This is a genomic window from Streptosporangium sp. NPDC000396 (assembly GCF_042898655.1).
Lineage (GTDB): Bacteria > Actinomycetota > Actinomycetes > Streptosporangiales > Streptosporangiaceae > Streptosporangium.
The window spans coordinates 1-14,933 of record NZ_JBIAZA010000008.1 but is presented as its reverse complement, the minus strand read 5'-3'; the positions used below and the strand labels follow the sequence as shown (position 1 = coordinate 14,933).

Below are 14,933 nucleotides of genomic sequence, written 5' to 3'. Positions count from 1 at the left end.
GACCGGCCGGTACCGAGAAGGTTCACACCGGCCTCCGTCCCGGCGTGTCCGAACAGGGCCGAACAGGGCCGAACAGGGCCGGACAAGGGCAGGCAGGGGCCGGACAGGGGCCGGGCTTTCCGTCCGAGGCGGCATGTTCCGAGATGCGGTTGTGATCATGGTCCGGCAAGATCTTCTTTCCTGTACCGGGCCACGGAGGAATCCCCTATGAAGCGAATGATCGCAGGCATCTCGGCGGCCGCGGCTGTCACGCTCGTGACCGCGACCCCCGTGCAGGCCGCTCCGGCAGATCCGGTCAAGGCGTTGAAGGACCAATTCGTCGCGGGGAGGGGTGTGAAGTTCACCGACCGCACCACCATGATCGAGGAAGATGCGAGCAAGCCCTTCCTGCGGCGCACCGGCACCTTCCAGTGACTCTGCTCAAGGGTGCCAAGCGGTTCGGCGGCAACTATTCCGGCACCACCACCTTCGGAAAGCTCGCCAAGGTCTCGCCCTGGTTCCGGGCCAGCCTGCCGCTCCGGTCGAGCGACAAGACCGTGGTGACCTACAAGCTCACCGTCAACAGTGGCGGGCTTCCGCAGCGCCTGACCACGTCCTACCCGGCCACGGGCATCTTCGACAGCAGCGGCTGGGAAGGCAAGACGATCAGCATTGAGACCCGCTTCACCGGCTGGGGCGCCAAGGTTTCCATCAAGGCTCCCCCCGCGGGCAAGGTGACCACCAAGCTTGAGGACTAGAGCCTGTCTCTTCGATCAGGTAACGCGAGGATGCTCGCCTTTATAGGCAAGCCGCTACTTGCCTCTTGATAGGCAAGTAGCGGCTTGCCTATGGTGGGGGTGTGGCGGAGGATGTCTTCAAAGCCCTGGCCGACCCCACCCGCCGGCGCATCCTTGATGAGCTGGTGGAGCGGGACGGTCAGACCCTGTTCGAGATTTGCGCACGGCTGGTGGCCAAGCACGGTCTGGGGCTGTCCCGCCAGGCGATCAGCCAGCACCTGGCCGTACTGGAATCTGCGGGTCTGGTCGTTTCGCGGCGCCAGGGCCGCTACAAGTTCCACGATCTGAATACCGAACCGCTTGAGCGCATCGTGACCCGGTGGCTCAGGCCCGATACGCCGGAGGGCACCCCATGAAGATCCACCTGTCCAGCGTCTTCGTCGATGATCAGGACAAAGCCCTGCGCTTCTATACCGACGTGCTGGGCTTCGTGAAGAAGACCGAGGTTCCGCTGGGTGAGGACCGGTGGCTGACCGTTGTCTCGCCGGACGATCCCGACGGAACCGAACTGCTGCTGGAGCCCGACGGCCATCCAGCGGTGAAGCCGTACAAGACGGCGCTGGTCAAGGACGGCATCCCGGCCACCGCCTTCGCGGTGGACGACGTACATGCGGAGTTCGACCGGCTGCGCGAGCTCGGGGTGCGCTTCACCCAGGAGCCGCTGGAGATGGGCCCGGTGACCACCGCGGTCTTGGACGACACCTGCGGCAATCTGATCCAGATCGTGCACCACAAATAGGATCTGCTCCCGTGACCGGCAGCGGCAGGTCGCGGTGCGCTCGTCGATCACGCTGAAGATGTCGGCTCAGCCCTTGGGCGGGATGCTGACACGACGGCCCTCGGACGGGGTGGTGGCGGCGAAGGGCGCCGGCTGCGAGGTGACGAACTCGAGCAGCCATCCGTCGATACTTTCGTGGATCTTTCCCGTATGCGCGTAACGCGGGGAAAGGCCGGCCACACGCGCCCGTGGCCGACTGTCGCATCAGGTCATCGCTACAGGTCGGTAGCTATGATCTTTTCGATGTTCCGTTCGGCGAGCGCCGTGATGGTGACGAACGGGTTGACGCTGGTGTTGCCGGGGATCAGCGCGCCGTCGATGACGTACAGGCCGGGGTGGCCGGTGAGGCGGCCGTAGTTGTCGGTGGCCTTATTCAGGACCGCGCCGCCGAGCGGGTGATACGTGAGGTGATCGCCCCAGATCTTGTAGACGCCGAAGAGGTCGGTCCGGTAGATCGTCCCCTCCGTCGCGTTGATCTTGTCGAAGATCGTCTTGGCCATGTCGATGGACGGCTGCTTCCAGGAGGTCTGCCAGTTCAGGTCGACCTTGCCCGTCGCGGCGTTCCAGGAGAACTGGGCGCGGTTCGGGTTCTTGGTGATCGACAGGTAGAACGAGGCGTAGGTCTCGATCCCGGTGGGCAGCGGTGCGATCTCGGCGAACGCCCCACCGGCGGCCCAGTTGTCGATGCCGGAGCAGGGAATGGCCGACTGGGACTTGCCGGTCGGGTCCCACAGGTAGTTGGCGCGACCGCACATGACGTTGCCGTTGTCGCCCCAGCCCTTGCCGATCTCGTCGTTCAGGTTGGGCAGTGCGCCGGTGGCCTTCAGCTTGACCAGCAGCTTGCTGGTGCCGACGCTGCCGGCGGCGAAGAACACCCTGTCCGCGGTCACGGTCTTGGTGGCCGTGGTGTCACCGTTGGTGTTGATCTGGTCGATGACGACCGTGTAGCCGCCACCGGCCGCCGGAGCGACCGAGGTGACCTTGTGCAGCGGCGAGATGGTGACTCTGCCGGTGGCCTTGGCCTGGGCGAGGTAGGTCCGCTGCAGTGTTTTCTTTCCGTGGTTGTTGCCGTAGAGGATCTCGCCGGCCAGCGCCGACTTGGTGGCGGTTCCGGCCTCCTCCTGTTTCATGTAGTCCCAGTCGTACACGTCGGGCACGAAGACGAACGGGAAACCGGAACGCTGGGCGTGCTTACGGCCGACCCGGGCGTACTGGTAGTAGGCGGTGGAGTCGAACCAGGCCGGGTCGACGGTGTTGACCCCGAGCCCGGCGTTGGCGCGCGGGTAGTAGGTGTCGTACATCTCGTCGACGTTCACCGACGGGAGGATGGCGCCGAAGTTCTCGCGCCTGGGGGTGACCGCCATGCCGCCGTTGACCAGGGAGCCGCCGCCGACGCCGCGGCCCTGGTAGACCGTGATTCCGCTGAACTCCTCGGCGTCCAGGATGCCGGTGTAGCGGGGGATGTCCCTGTCGATCGGGAAGCCGAGGAAGTAGTTGAGGGGTGCCTTGGTCCTGGTACGCAGCCAGTAGGACCGGTAGTCCGGCTGGAGCGTGTTGCAGAAGATCTTTCCGTCGGGGCCGGGGATGTCCCAGGCCATGCCCATCTCGATCATGTGTACGTCGACGCCCGCCTGGGCGAGACGCAAGGCGGCGACGGAGCCGCCGTACCCGGTGCCGATCACCAGGGCCGGGACATGTGCCCCGGAGGCGATCGGAGCAGCCGCGGGGGCGGGTTCCGCCCAGGCCGTGGTGGCGCGCCCCGTGAGAGCCGCGGCTGTCAAGATAGAACTGGTTCCAACGATGAATTTGCGGCGTGATACGCCTGTTGAACCAGTTCCGCCCCAGGTGGTGTTGCTCATGTGATGTTCCTCACTCTAAGGGGAGTGAGAACAAGTTCTACATCCGCTCGGGCACTAAGTCACTACGTACTTACTAGTAACTTGTGACCGGCAACACATGTGAGGCGTCGGGTCACGGCGCGTCCGCCCGCTTGGCGGAAGGCGACGAACCGCTGGGCAGCACGCACATGGTGTCGAGGCCCAGCACATGATTGAGCCTGCCGAACGCCAGCCAGGAGCCGATGCTCATGCTCAGCTCCACGATCTCGAGCTGGCTGTAGTGCGCGGTCATCCGGGTCCAGAACTCGTCGTCGAGGCCATGATGATCCAGGGCATACCGCTCGGCGTACTCGGCGGCCAGCCGGGTGCGGTCGTCGAAGGCGTCGGTGGTGCGCCAGTTGGTCACCGCGTCGGCGAACCCCTCCTCGACTTTCTGGCCGTCCCGTTCGGTCCGCCAGTCGAGGCAGAAGACACACCCGTTGATCTGCGCGATCCGCAGCCGCGCGGCCTCGAACTCGCGGAGTCCGAGGGTCGTGTTGGCGTACACCGCCAGCGAGAAGTTCGAGGCGGCGATCCCGATGCCGGGGACCATCTCGCCCCACACGTACTCGATCGCGTCCTTGCCCTCGGGGATGTCGATCCTCATGGTTGCTTCCTTCCGAGTTTGCCGACTGCGGGGCGCAGCGGGACGTCGAGCGCGTCGTAGAGTCCGGGTTCCGCGTCCACCAGCCAGTCGATGGCGCTCACCAGCCGCCCGACCGCGGTGGCGTTCCCGCCCGCGGCCCGGTTGCCGCTCTCGTCGGTGGCCTCGACCGTGACCTCGATGCGCGGACGGCCCTCGATGATCACCCGGTGTGCCCCGTCGCCGTCGGGCGGTGTCGGCCAGTCGGGCGCACAGGACGAGTGGATGCGGGTGACGTGCTCGATGACGATGCGGGGTTCGCCCTCGACGATGCCCTGCACCTCGAACCGCACCGCGCCCTGGGTGCCCGCCTCGAACTCGCCCATCGTCTCGGTACTCACCGTGGAGTCGAGCGGGCGCCGATCCAGGGTCTCGCGGATCTCGTCGAGTTCGACGCCGAGGGCCCTGGCCATCAGCCGTACCTGCCCACCCCACACCATGGTCGGAACCCCCGGTGCGACCATCGGCGGCTCATAGTCCATCGGCTGGCCCATGCCGACCAGGTATCGGACCGAGTCGGGCTGGTCGTAGGTGGAGTAGTCGAAGATCTCCTGGCAGCGGATCACGTCCACGGTGGTGCCGAGCCCGCTGATCAGCAGTGGCAGCACGTCGTTGCCCCAGCCGGGGTCGACGCCGGAGACGAACAGCGAGCCGCCGCCGTCCGCGATGGCGGCCAGCACCGGTTCCCGCAGCTCCGGCGGGGCGTTGCGCTGGTCGTAGAGCGCGTACATGGAGGGGGTGACGACCACGGCTCCGGCTCGGATCGCCCTGGTGATGTCGGCGAGGGCCTCATCGGGGCGGATGTCGCCGGACGCCGCGTAGACCACGGCGCGGGGGCCGGTGGCCAGCACCGCGTCGATGTCGTCGGTCGCCGTGACCCCCAGGTCGTAGCCGAGCCCGCCCAGATCACCCGCGTCGCGGCCGACCTTGTCGGGGTTGTGGACGAGCACGGCCGTCAGTTCCAGCGCCGGATGGGCCTCGACGGCACGGATGGCCGCGCGGCCGATGTTGCCGGTGCCCCAGACAATGGTGGACAGCATGGCCGGATGGTAGCAAGCGCTTGGTTTGGTGTATAGCGCCGTCGAGTTCCCCGGCCGGACGCTGCGGGACCTTGGCCGACAGCCGGTGATCAGGCCGTCCGTGACTGGCTCAGGGGGTGCGCGAAAACGATCTGAACGAGGGCCATGCCGTCAACTGGAACCAGACGGACTTGCCGTACGGGTTGAGGGTCCACCCCCAGTTGTGGGAGAGGTCCTGAACGATGGCGAGCCCCCTGCCGGAGGTGTCCAGGGGGTTGGCCCGTCTCATCCGGGGGACCGCTATGCAGGAGTCGTAGACGTCCACGGTCATCAGCTCTTTTTCCCTGCCGACCGTGACGCGAAGGGTATTCGGAGTGTTCTCCGACCCGTGTGCGAGCGCGTTGGTGACGAGTTCCGAGGCCAGGAGTTCGGCGATTTCTGCAACGTCTTCCACCGCGTTCCAGTCGGTGGCGATATCGCGCACGAATCGCCGGACGGAGGCCACGCTTTTCTCCGCGCGCGGTATCCACTTCTCTCCCAGCATGGAAAGAACGGGATCCATCGTGTATCGGTATTCCGCCAGGGCCGCGCACGCCTTGAGAGCCTCGTCCATGGTTTCTCTTCCTGTCCCGGATTTCACGTGTTCAGGATGCCGGGGTACGGCTACGCTTAGTAGCTGAACGATTACCGGGGCTGGGTGTTGAGGTTTACGTCACCGTCGTTGAAATCGGGCAAGGAGGGCATTGTGGCCAATCTTTACACGCCTCAGGCGATCTGGGGTAGAGAACTGCGCCACTACCGGAAGGAGGCAGGCCTCACCCAGGGGCAACTCGCCCAGAAGATCCACTTCAGTGAGTCCCTCATCAGCGGCGTGGAGACGGGTCAGCTTCCCGCCAGCCCGGAGTTCGCCCAGGCGTGCGACGAAAATCTCGGTACGGGCGGCGCCCTCCACCGCCTCCTCGACTGGAGGAAGGGGCAGGTCTTCCCCTCCTGGTTTGGTGAGTGGAGAGAAAGGGAGCAGGTGGCGACCACTCTCCGGACGTATCAGCCGCTGGTGATTCCCGGGCTACTCCAAACCGAGGCGTATGCCCGAGTGCTGCTCTTCGGAGACGAAGCGACCATAGAAGCTCGGCTGAACCGCCAGGCCATCCTCGTCCGCGACGAGCCTCAGCCCCCGATTTTCCGATGCGTGATCGACGAAGGGGTTCTCCATCGTCCGATCGGTGGACCAGAAGTAATGCGAGAGCAGCTGGAGCACCTCGTGTCAATGGTCAATTCTCGGCTGACCGTCCAGGTGGTTCCACATGGAATGCACTCGGGCTTGATGGGCGGGTTCGTAATCGCGACCCTGGACGGGGGAGGCGACGTACTGTACGCGGAGACCGCTATACGTGGCATCACCACGAGCGATCTAAAGGAGGTCGCGATGGCAGTTGAATGTTTCGAGGTCATCCGTACCGAAGCGCTTCCATTGGGCATGTCCATCGATCTGATCAAGAGGACGGCAGAGGAAAAATGGACCTGAGTAACGCTAAGTGGTTCAAGTCAAGCTTCTCCGGCAGCAATGGTGGCGACTGCGTTGAGGTCGCGGAGCTCAGAGACGTCACCGACGGCCCCGAGCACAAGGCCGGGCACATCGAGCTGATCGCCGTACGCGACTCGAGGGACCCCGACGGCCCCAAACTGTTCTTCACCCCCGCCGAGTGGGACGCCTTCCTCAACGGTGTGAAGGCCGACGAGTTCGATCGCCGCTAAGGCGTATGCGCAGGTTCGGCACCCCGCAGGTCATGGCGGGGTGCCGGCCGCGTCATCAGCGGAGGGTTCCATGCTCACGTCTGGGCTCCCCGCAGGATCTGGCATAACTGGATATGTCCAGTTATGCTGAGTTTATGTTGAGTGTGGATAAGAAGTCTGCGGTACCGCTGTATCAGCAGATCAAGGACCAGGTGCGGGAGCTGGTCGACGGCCGGGCCTGGGAGAGCGGCATGCGGCTGCCGTCGGAGCGGGAGCTGCTCGCCGAGCTCGACGTCAGCCGGATCACCGTGCGCCAGGCTCTGCGAGACCTGGTCGCCGAGGGCTATCTCACCAGTGCGGCCGGGAAGGGGTTCTTCGTCGCCTCCCGATCCCGGCCGCAGGATCTCGAAGCGCTTGTGAGCCACACGGCGGCGATGCGGACGAGCGGCGTCGAACCGAGCAGCCGGGTGATCGACTGTGTGGTCCAGGAAGCCTCCGCCGCCGTGGCGCAGTGGCTGCGACTCCCCGTCGGCGCAGAGGTCGTCCACCTGGTTCGCGTTCGGCTGGGCAATGGATTGCCGCTCACGCTGCAGCGGGTGTGGCTGCCGCATTACCTGGTGCCAGGGCTCGCGGAGGTCGACTTCACGCGTGCCTCACTGTTCGAACAGCTCCGGGAGCGGTTCGGACTCCATCTGGTCCGCGCCGAGACGACCGTGAGCGCCCGGCTCGCAGACCCCGACGAGGCACGGGAACTGGAGCTGCATGATCCGCCGATCGGTCTGAGCGTGAACCAGCTGACCTTCGACGAGGAAGATCGCGTCGTCGAGTTGTCCCGGTCGCTGCATCATCCGCTGCGGCTGCCGGTCCGCATCGTCCAGGCCATGCCCGCGCAAGGCGACGCGGCGACCATCGTCGCGCGACCGGTGCCGGCTCGCCAGCCGGAGAAAGGGAACTGAAGATGGGCAACAACAAGCTGGCCTTGGTGGGCGGCGGCGGCGTTCGCGGCCCCCTGTTCGTCGAGTCCGCGGCCAGGCGGGCCGAGGAACTCGGGCTGGAGGAGATCGTCCTCTTCGACATCGACGAGGAGAAACTGCGATTGCTCGGCGGCATATCGGCGCACCTGGCCCGCCACCACTCGGACGTTCATGTGGTGGCGACCACGGATCCGCGCCAAGCACTGGAGGGCGCGGACTTCGTCGTGACCACCGTACGTGTGGGCGGGGACGCCGCACGGGTCACCGATGAACGTATCGCGCAGTGCCACGGCGTGCTCGGTCAGGAGACCACCGGCCCAGGAGGGTTCGCCATGGCGATGCGCTCCGTGCCGGCCATCCTCGGTTACGCCGAACTGCTCGCCGAGCTCAGCCCACACGCCTGGCTGTTCAACTTCACCAACCCCGCCGGGCTGGTCACCCAGGCCTTGCGCGATGCCGGCCACGACAGGGCCGTCGGCATCTGCGACAGCGCCAACCTGGCCCAGCACGCCGTCGCGGCCGCACACGGCGTCGACCCCAACGACCTGCGGCCCGAGGTGTTCGGCCTCAATCATCTGTCATGGGTGCGGGCGGTCCGCGACCGGCAGGGCCGCGACCTGCTCGCCCCGCTGCTCGCCGATCCCGGCTTCCGCGCCGCGACGCTCCAACGCTTCTTCCCGCCCGAGCTGGTCGAACTCCTCGGCACGTGGACCAACGAGTACCTGTATTACTACTACTTCGCCGAGCAGGCTCTGGCGAGCACCAGCGCCGAGCCGACGGGTCGCGGTCAGGAGGTCGCCCGGCGCAACGCCGACCTGCTGGGCGAGCTGGCGCGCATCGGGCCCGAACGACCGCAGGACGCCGTGGCCGCCTATCGCGCCTACGAGGCCGGGCGCCGCTCGACGTACATGCGCTACGCCGAGCCCACTACCGCGCCGGCCGGAGAACGTACGCTCGGCGAAGGCAGCGAGGGGTACGCCGCCGTCGCGCTCGACCTCATGGCGGCCCTCACCGGCGGCCAGGCCCGCTACTGCGCCGTGAACGTCCCCAGCATGGGTCGCCTCGACGGCTTGGAGCCCTCGGACGTCGCAGAGATCAGCGTCGTCGTCGACGCTGACGGCGTCCGGCCGCTGCCCATCGGGGCGGTGCCCGAGCCGCAGGCCGGTCTCATGCGGCAGGTGAAGCTTTTCGAGCGGCTGGCCGTACAGGCCATCGCCTCCCGGTCTCGCGGCCGCGCGGTTCAGGCGCTGATGGCCCATCCCCTGGTCCTGTCGTACTCGCGGGCCGCCGCCCTGGTCGACGACTACCTCGCCGCCCACAGCGACCACATCGGCGAGTGGCGGTGAGCGCCTTCCCTGCCACCCGGTCGGTCCTCGTCGTCGGTGACTACTTCGTGGATCTGGTCTTCGCGGGCCTGCCCCGCTGGCCGCGGCCCGGCGAAGAGGTCTTCGGCAGCCAGACGTCGTCCCTGGCCGGCGGCGCCTTCACCCACCAGCGGGCGCTGCATCGCCTCGGCGTTCCCACGCGGTGGGCCGCCCAGCTGGGCAGCGACCCCTACAGCAGGCTCGTGCTCGACACGGCCCAGGCCGAGGAACTCGATACCGCTGCCTACCTCGTTCACGCCGGTGCCGTACGCAACGTCAGCGTGGCGATCTCGCACGCCGGCGAGCGAGGCTTCGTTTCGTTCAAGGAGCCACTCGCCCCTCGCGAGGTCGCCGACGTCATCGTGGTCCAGCGGCCTGCCTACGTGCTCATCACCGAACTCCTTTCCGGCCGGCGGCTCGACGCGCTCGTCTCCGCCGCCCGCCAGGTGGGAGCCACCGTCTTCATGGACTGCCAGCACACCGAAGCCACCCTTGACGACCCCGCGATCACCAGCGCGCTCCAGGCCGTGGACGTGTTCGCCCCCAACGCGGCCGAGGCCCGTCGGCTCACCAGATGCGACGATCTCGACGACGCTCTGTCCCGACTTGCCGAGCTCACCCCGACCGTACTGATCAAAAACGGATCGCGGGGAGCGCTCGCCGCCGCCTCCACCCGACGCGAGACCGCCACTGCGCCCCCCGTGGACGTCGCCGACACCATCGGCGCCGGAGACTGCTTCGACGCCGGATTCGTCGCCGGACACCTCTTCGGCCTCGACCTGGCAGACAGCCTCGCACTCGCCACCCTCTGCGGCGCGCTGTCCGTCACCGGCCACGGCGGAGCCGCCGCCCCTACCCTCGCCCAGGTCGCCGAGCATGCACCCGGGCTCGTCCCCTGGGCCACCGGCTGACCCGGCCCCGTCCCGCCCGTGAACCGGCGTTGACATCGGTGATCTTCGGGATGAAGGTGGTGAAACAAGCATCTGCTAGGGGGCGGGCCGCGGTGCGACCATTCAGACGAATCATGTCGGTGCTCCTCCTGCTGGGCGGCCTGCTGGCCGTACCGGTTCCGGCGTCGGCGGCGCCGCCGATCACCTGGCGGCCGTGCGAGCAGGACGCGACGGTTGAGTGCGGGTCGGTGACCGTACCACTGGACTGGGCTCGCCCCGACGGCGCCACCGTCGCGATCGCGGTGGCCAGGCGCAAGGCGGCGGATCCGGCCCGCCGACTGGGAACGCTGGTGTTCAACCTCGGAGGCCCCGGCGGTGAGGGCGTGAGCGCGACCATCGACGCCGCCGAGTACTTCTCGCCCGAGTTGCTGGAACGGTTCGATCTCGTCGGCTTCGACCCCCGGGGCGTGGCCGGGAGCCATCCGGTGCTCTGCCCGGCAGGAGTGCCCAACGTGCCGGACAATCCGGCCACCGCTGAGGAATATCGGCAGATGCTGGCCAGGGTCAACGCCTACGACAAGGCGTGCCGTCAGCTGTCCGGGCCCGTGTTCGACCACGCCGACACGATGAGCGTGGCCCGTGACGTCGAGGCCATCCGCGCCGCTCTCGGCGAGCGGACGATCTCCTTGTACATGCTGTCGTACGGCACGCTGCTCGGCCAGCAGTACGCCGAACTGTTCCCCCACCGGGTGCGCGCTCTGGTGCTGGAGGGGAACCTGGACCACAGCATGCGCCAGCCACAGGGCTTCCTGACGGCCCGGGCGCGTACGGCGGAGCAGGTGTTCGCCTTGTTCGCGGACTGGTGCGGTGGGCCGTCTTCCGGCTGCGCGCTCAGCGGGCAGGACGTGGCCGGGCTGTTCGACGAGTTGATGGTGCGGGCCGAGCGGGGAGAACTGCGCGACCCGGACTTCCCCGACTGGGTGATGACGCCGGAGTGGCTGGCGGGCAGGGCCGAGTTCTACGCGGGGATCCCGTCCCTGTGGTCCGCCTTCGGCGACTACCTCACGGCTTTGCGGAATCAAGCCACGCCGCGTGCCACAGGCAGCATGCAGTCCCCGGAGGCCCTGCCGGATCCGTACGGCGCGATCTTCTGCGCCGACTTCCGGTGGCCGATCCGTGACTTCCGCGAGCTGGTACGGCTGCGCGACGCCATACGGCGCGCGGCCCCGCGGCTGCGGTGGACCTTCACCGGCTGGAGGGACGTGGTGGGGTGCCAGGGGCGCGACATCAGCACGCGCAACCCGCAGCGGCCCTACCGGTTCCGGCACGACACGCCGCCGATCCTGCTGGTGAACAGCCGCCACGACGCCGCCACTCCGCACGAGTTCGCGGTGGCGGTGTCACGGAGGATTCCGAGGTCGGTGCTGCTCACCTACGAGGGCATCGGCCACTGGACCTACGGCGTCAGCCCCTGCACCCGGGCGGCGATCGACCGCTACCTGCTGACCCTGGCCTTGCCCGGGCCCAAAGCGAGCTGCCCCGCCGTACCCGTGACCGGCCCCGGCACAGCCGGCGGCCTGCTGCGCGGGCGGGTGCCATGATCCGGCGTCTGTGCCCTATTGCGGCGGTCAGGGGCAGGATGCGCTGGGCGACGCGGACGGCCACATCCAGCGGGCTGCGTCCGCCGTACGGTTCCAGGCCGAGAAGGTCTACGCGGCGGTCAACGCCGCTTCGATCGCCGCGCCGTTCCGCTCCAACCAGGCCTCCCGCCGCTTGATCCGATCACCGACGCCCTCCTGCCACATCCGCGCCCAACCCCCGCCCTGCGTGTCGGCCCTCTGCTTCATCGAGAACCACGACCGCCTTGACCGCAGCACGGCCACCTCGACGAGGCGGGAGCGATCCGTGTCCGACATCCCGTAGGCGTCGGCGAGGATCCGGCAGCGGCGCGGCACGTCGACGTCCCGCAATGGCGGATCGGCGTCCACGGGATCACCCAGCGGAGCCCAATGGAGCATCGCGTTGTACACCTCCTCGACTCTGGGGACCGGCTTGGCCAGGTCGAAGTCGATGAGCGCGGCAGCCTCACCGTCTCGGAACACGATGTTGTCGGGCGTGAAATCCATGTGCCCGACCAACTCGGCCGGATAGGGCGGCGCGGGCGGCATGTCCGGCGGCTCGGTGAGCCCGAAGGAAGGGCGAACGCCCTCGGGGAGGACGAAGCCCGCGGCCGCGTCGTCGTAGGCGCGGACGAGGCGGCCGACCGAGGCCAGCCGCGCCTCGTCGGCGATCCACGCGGGCCTCGGCCGTCCGGCGACCTCGCCGGTGACGAACGTCAGCACCTCACGCCCGGCCGCGTCGATGCCGAGAAAACGCGGAGCGCCCGCGAACCCGACGGCCTCCAGATGGAGGAGCAAGGCATGGACGAGCGGGGCGTTGACGCCGACCGGGCGACGCACCGTGTCACCGACGCGCACGACACCCTCGGTGACGTCGCCGCCGACCAGCGCGATCTCGGGTTCGGAATCGGCGGGTTCGACGTAGGTGGCGGCGCTCATCGTGGTCCCTCTCTTCAGCTGGCCAAGTGCCCGACCGTACCGCTGCACACGGGCATGATCAAGAGGTTTTCTGGCCGTCTACCAGGGCTTTTGATGCGCCGCCGGGGTAGGCGAACAGTGCGCGACATTTCCCAGGTACGGGTGAATGCGCAGAGCGGGGGGGACGGCCGGGCCGTTCCCCCCGCTCGAACGATCAGATCCTGCCGTTCCGGCGGAGGATGTCAACGGCGCGGACGGTGGTGTGACCGCGCCAGTCCAGAGAGCCCGCGGGGGAGATCGTGGCGTAGTCGACGACCCAGCCGCCGTCGTCCTGCTGCAGGGCGGTCAGGCGGTCGAGGTCGGCGGAGATCACCTCGGGGGCGAACAGATCCCGCGCCGGCCTGTCGGGGTGGGGGGCGAAGTCGAGCGGATGCAGCGCCTCGTTCTCGGTGCCGCCCTCGACACGCACCCGGCCGTCGGCGGGAAGGTATCGGCCGAGGCGCCGCAGGAGATCGGCCGCCTCGGGACGGCTGTCGTGCACGATGTCCAGCAAGCGCACCGCGAAGGCGAGCACATATGCGGGGGGTTGCTGGTCGATCGCCTCGATCGCCCCCAGGCAGTAGCGGGTGGCCCGCCTCAACCAGGGATGGGCGGCCACGGCCGGGTCGTGCGCGGCGACACGCCAGGCGGCGGCCGCCGTCACGGTGGTGATCTGCAGCGCCGACACCGCGGGGTCGGCGCTCTTCCACCAGGGGGCGGTGCCCGCGGCGACGGTCAGGGGTAGCGCGAACGGCAGGCCTCCGTCGGGCAGGGACACCGATTCCAGCCAGTCGCACAGCGCCGAGGCCTGCGGGGCAGTGGCCGGAGCGATGTCCTCGAACACCTCGAAGGCGTGCAGCGCGGCGCCGGGCTGGCTCTCCGGGGAGCGGAGGTCGGGCTCCAGTCCCCAGCCATAGCCGCCGTCGGGGTTGCGATAGCCGTCCAGGGCGGCCAGCGCGGCGGCGGGGTCGGCCCGGTCCATCAGCAGTTCGAAGCGGCGGCGGTCAAGGACACGCGCGTGCGTGGCCATGAAGGCGGCCGCCGCGGAAAGGTCGACGTTCACGGGTTCATCCTGCGACGGCGGCGGGGCCGGCGTCTTGCAGGAAACGGACACGCGGGGCTCTGACCTCGAACTGCACCCGTCTCGCCGGATCCGGTCCGCCGTGCGCGGGTGGTCCGCGTTCGGCATTTCACCGTCAACGTCGCCCGCGCCGCGCGCCCTGCCTTACGGAATTCGCGGTGGCGGACATGAAGAGGCGGAGGCTCATGACCAGACCGCATCCGGCGACGCGGCCTCGTTCGTGACTTGACCCTGACGTTACGGCAGCCCATATCGTCGCGGCCGGCGACACCGGCAGGCGACGCGACCACAAGCAGTTTCAAGATCAGGAGTGTCTGATGAAGATCGATGTCTCGGAATCCGGGAGCTCTCTCCGATGTCGATGACTGTCTGTCCCGGATGCGGGCTGGTGGCCTCGGCCGCCGGTGGGCCGCTCCCTGACGGGTATGGGGCGTCGGCCGAGTGCTGGGGGCGCTACGGCGAGTTGCTGGCGCGCTCGTACGCCATCGCCGAATATCGTCACGTCCATCAGCTGGTCGTGGACACCTACGTTGCACAGCACCCCGGCGGCAGCAGCCGGCAGGAGATCCAGCGCCTGGCCCTGTGCCTGATGACGCTGTGCCTGTTCGCCGGAGGTGAGGCCGACCCACGTGACGGCCCGGCGCTGCACAAGCAGATGATGGCCGACCGCCCCGACTACTTTCACTGGCTGCAGCCACCGCCGCAGCACGATCTGATGACCGCCGTCGACGTACTCGCTGCCCGTGACGCGATCGAACATGAGCGACTTGTCTGGGCTTGGGGTCGCGACGTGTGGGGGGCCTGGGAGCCACACCACGCCACGATCCGCCAGTGGAACGCCCGGGCTCTGGCGAAGTCGTGAGGTGCCGGCGCCCGGTGCCCGGCGTCGCGACAAGCCCTGCCGTTGCCCGAACCGGAGACGCACGCCGGGTCGGCCGAACTCCTCCGTCTTGAAGGAGGATGACGGCCCGTCAGCGGATGCGGCCAAGGTTTCTTATGCGCACGGCGACGGCATTGGGGTCGGCGACCTGCACCACGACAAAGTCCAGCGGCCCGTCACGCAGGTCTATCTGCAGCGCCATCCCGCGTTGCCCCGTCAACCAATACGACATGCCGTCCGGACCAGTGAGGTGATCTCAGCGAAATAGTTCGGGCGATTGGGATTTCTTGAACGCCGCCCGTGGCGTTCCGGGCCTTTCGGGAGGAGTCGCCGAAGGCCGG

General features: G+C 68.0%; 17 protein-coding genes. 11 read left to right on the top strand and 6 right to left on the bottom strand.

Annotation, left to right across the window (positions count from 1 at the left end; genetic code table 11):
* The first annotated feature begins 207 nt into the window (after positions 1-207).
* The 4 genes from ACFY2X_RS14510 (at position 208) to ACFY2X_RS14495 (ending at position 1,515) form a co-directional block, all read left to right on the top strand.
* Positions 208-414: a hypothetical protein gene (locus ACFY2X_RS14510; protein ID WP_389937745.1), complete on the top strand. Its 207-nt coding sequence runs from the start codon at positions 208-210 to the stop codon at positions 412-414.
* Positions 411-737 carry a hypothetical protein gene (locus tag ACFY2X_RS14505; protein ID WP_389937743.1) on the top strand — a complete coding sequence of 109 codons (327 nt, stop codon included), beginning with the start codon at positions 411-413 and terminating at the stop codon, positions 735-737. Before ACFY2X_RS14510 ends, ACFY2X_RS14505 begins: the two co-directional genes overlap by 4 nt.
* A gap of 101 nt (positions 738-838) precedes the next feature.
* A complete protein-coding gene (locus ACFY2X_RS14500) occupies positions 839-1,132 on the top strand; it encodes an ArsR/SmtB family transcription factor (RefSeq protein WP_389937740.1) in 294 nt (97 codons plus the stop codon).
* Positions 1,129-1,515 (top strand): VOC family protein, encoded by a 387-nt coding sequence (locus ACFY2X_RS14495; RefSeq protein WP_389938532.1) that lies wholly within the window; start codon positions 1,129-1,131, stop codon positions 1,513-1,515. Before ACFY2X_RS14500 ends, ACFY2X_RS14495 begins: the two co-directional genes overlap by 4 nt.
* A 254-nt stretch (positions 1,516-1,769) precedes the next feature.
* Here ACFY2X_RS14495 and ACFY2X_RS14490 read toward each other — a convergent pair whose 3' ends face one another.
* The 4 genes from ACFY2X_RS14490 to ACFY2X_RS14475 all read right to left on the bottom strand — a co-directional run bounded on the left by ACFY2X_RS14490 (position 1,770) and on the right by ACFY2X_RS14475 (position 5,706).
* Positions 1,770-3,335 (bottom strand): GMC oxidoreductase, encoded by a 1,566-nt coding sequence (locus tag ACFY2X_RS14490; protein WP_389937738.1) that lies wholly within the window; start codon positions 3,333-3,335, stop codon positions 1,770-1,772.
* Between the two features lie 190 nt (positions 3,336-3,525).
* Positions 3,526-4,038: a carboxymuconolactone decarboxylase family protein gene (locus ACFY2X_RS14485; protein ID WP_389937735.1), complete on the bottom strand. Its 513-nt coding sequence runs from the start codon at positions 4,036-4,038 to the stop codon at positions 3,526-3,528.
* Complete coding sequence (locus ACFY2X_RS14480; protein ID WP_389937732.1) at positions 4,035-5,114, bottom strand: dihydrodipicolinate reductase; 1,080 nt, start codon at positions 5,112-5,114, stop codon at positions 4,035-4,037. Before ACFY2X_RS14480 ends, ACFY2X_RS14485 begins: the two co-directional genes overlap by 4 nt.
* 109 nt (positions 5,115-5,223) lie before the next feature.
* Positions 5,224-5,706 (bottom strand): ATP-binding protein, encoded by a 483-nt coding sequence (locus ACFY2X_RS14475; protein ID WP_389937730.1) that lies wholly within the window; start codon positions 5,704-5,706, stop codon positions 5,224-5,226.
* Positions 5,707-5,838: 132 nt separating this feature from the next.
* Between ACFY2X_RS14475 and ACFY2X_RS14470 the strand changes: the two genes are divergently transcribed.
* The 6 genes from ACFY2X_RS14470 to ACFY2X_RS14445 all read left to right on the top strand — a co-directional run bounded on the left by ACFY2X_RS14470 (position 5,839) and on the right by ACFY2X_RS14445 (position 11,656).
* Positions 5,839-6,618, top strand: a complete 780-nt coding sequence (locus ACFY2X_RS14470) for a helix-turn-helix domain-containing protein (RefSeq protein WP_389937728.1) — start codon at positions 5,839-5,841, stop codon at positions 6,616-6,618.
* Positions 6,609-6,848, top strand: a complete 240-nt coding sequence (locus ACFY2X_RS14465) for a DUF397 domain-containing protein (protein ID WP_389937725.1) — start codon at positions 6,609-6,611, stop codon at positions 6,846-6,848. The genes ACFY2X_RS14470 and ACFY2X_RS14465 overlap by 10 nt, the downstream gene beginning before the upstream one ends.
* A gap of 134 nt (positions 6,849-6,982) precedes the next feature.
* A complete protein-coding gene (locus ACFY2X_RS14460) occupies positions 6,983-7,783 on the top strand; it encodes a GntR family transcriptional regulator (RefSeq protein ID WP_389937723.1) in 801 nt (266 codons plus the stop codon).
* A gap of 2 nt (positions 7,784-7,785) precedes the next feature.
* On the top strand, positions 7,786-9,147 hold the full coding sequence (locus ACFY2X_RS14455) for a 6-phospho-beta-glucosidase (RefSeq protein ID WP_389937721.1): 1,362 nt from the start codon (positions 7,786-7,788) through the stop codon (positions 9,145-9,147).
* On the top strand, positions 9,144-10,076 hold the full coding sequence (locus ACFY2X_RS14450; protein WP_389937718.1) for a carbohydrate kinase family protein: 933 nt from the start codon (positions 9,144-9,146) through the stop codon (positions 10,074-10,076). Before ACFY2X_RS14455 ends, ACFY2X_RS14450 begins: the two co-directional genes overlap by 4 nt.
* A gap of 113 nt (positions 10,077-10,189) precedes the next feature.
* The gene (locus ACFY2X_RS14445) at positions 10,190-11,656 is read left to right on the top strand and encodes an alpha/beta hydrolase (protein ID WP_389937715.1); all 1,467 of its coding nucleotides are present in this window, start codon (positions 10,190-10,192) and stop codon (positions 11,654-11,656) included.
* A 108-nt stretch (positions 11,657-11,764) separates the two neighbouring features.
* Here the strand turns inward: ACFY2X_RS14445 and ACFY2X_RS14440 are convergent, their stop codons facing one another.
* Both ACFY2X_RS14440 and ACFY2X_RS14435 read right to left on the bottom strand, forming a co-directional pair.
* Positions 11,765-12,613 carry a phosphotransferase gene (locus ACFY2X_RS14440; protein WP_389937712.1) on the bottom strand — a complete coding sequence of 283 codons (849 nt, stop codon included), beginning with the start codon at positions 12,611-12,613 and terminating at the stop codon, positions 11,765-11,767.
* A 193-nt stretch (positions 12,614-12,806) separates the two neighbouring features.
* Positions 12,807-13,694 (bottom strand): hypothetical protein, encoded by an 888-nt coding sequence (locus ACFY2X_RS14435; protein ID WP_389937710.1) that lies wholly within the window; start codon positions 13,692-13,694, stop codon positions 12,807-12,809.
* Between the two features lie 373 nt (positions 13,695-14,067).
* Here ACFY2X_RS14435 and ACFY2X_RS14430 point away from each other — a divergent pair, with 373 nt between their 5' ends.
* Positions 14,068-14,574 carry a DUF5946 family protein gene (locus ACFY2X_RS14430; protein ID WP_389937708.1) on the top strand — a complete coding sequence of 169 codons (507 nt, stop codon included), beginning with the start codon at positions 14,068-14,070 and terminating at the stop codon, positions 14,572-14,574.
* The last annotated feature ends 359 nt before the right edge of the window (positions 14,575-14,933 follow it).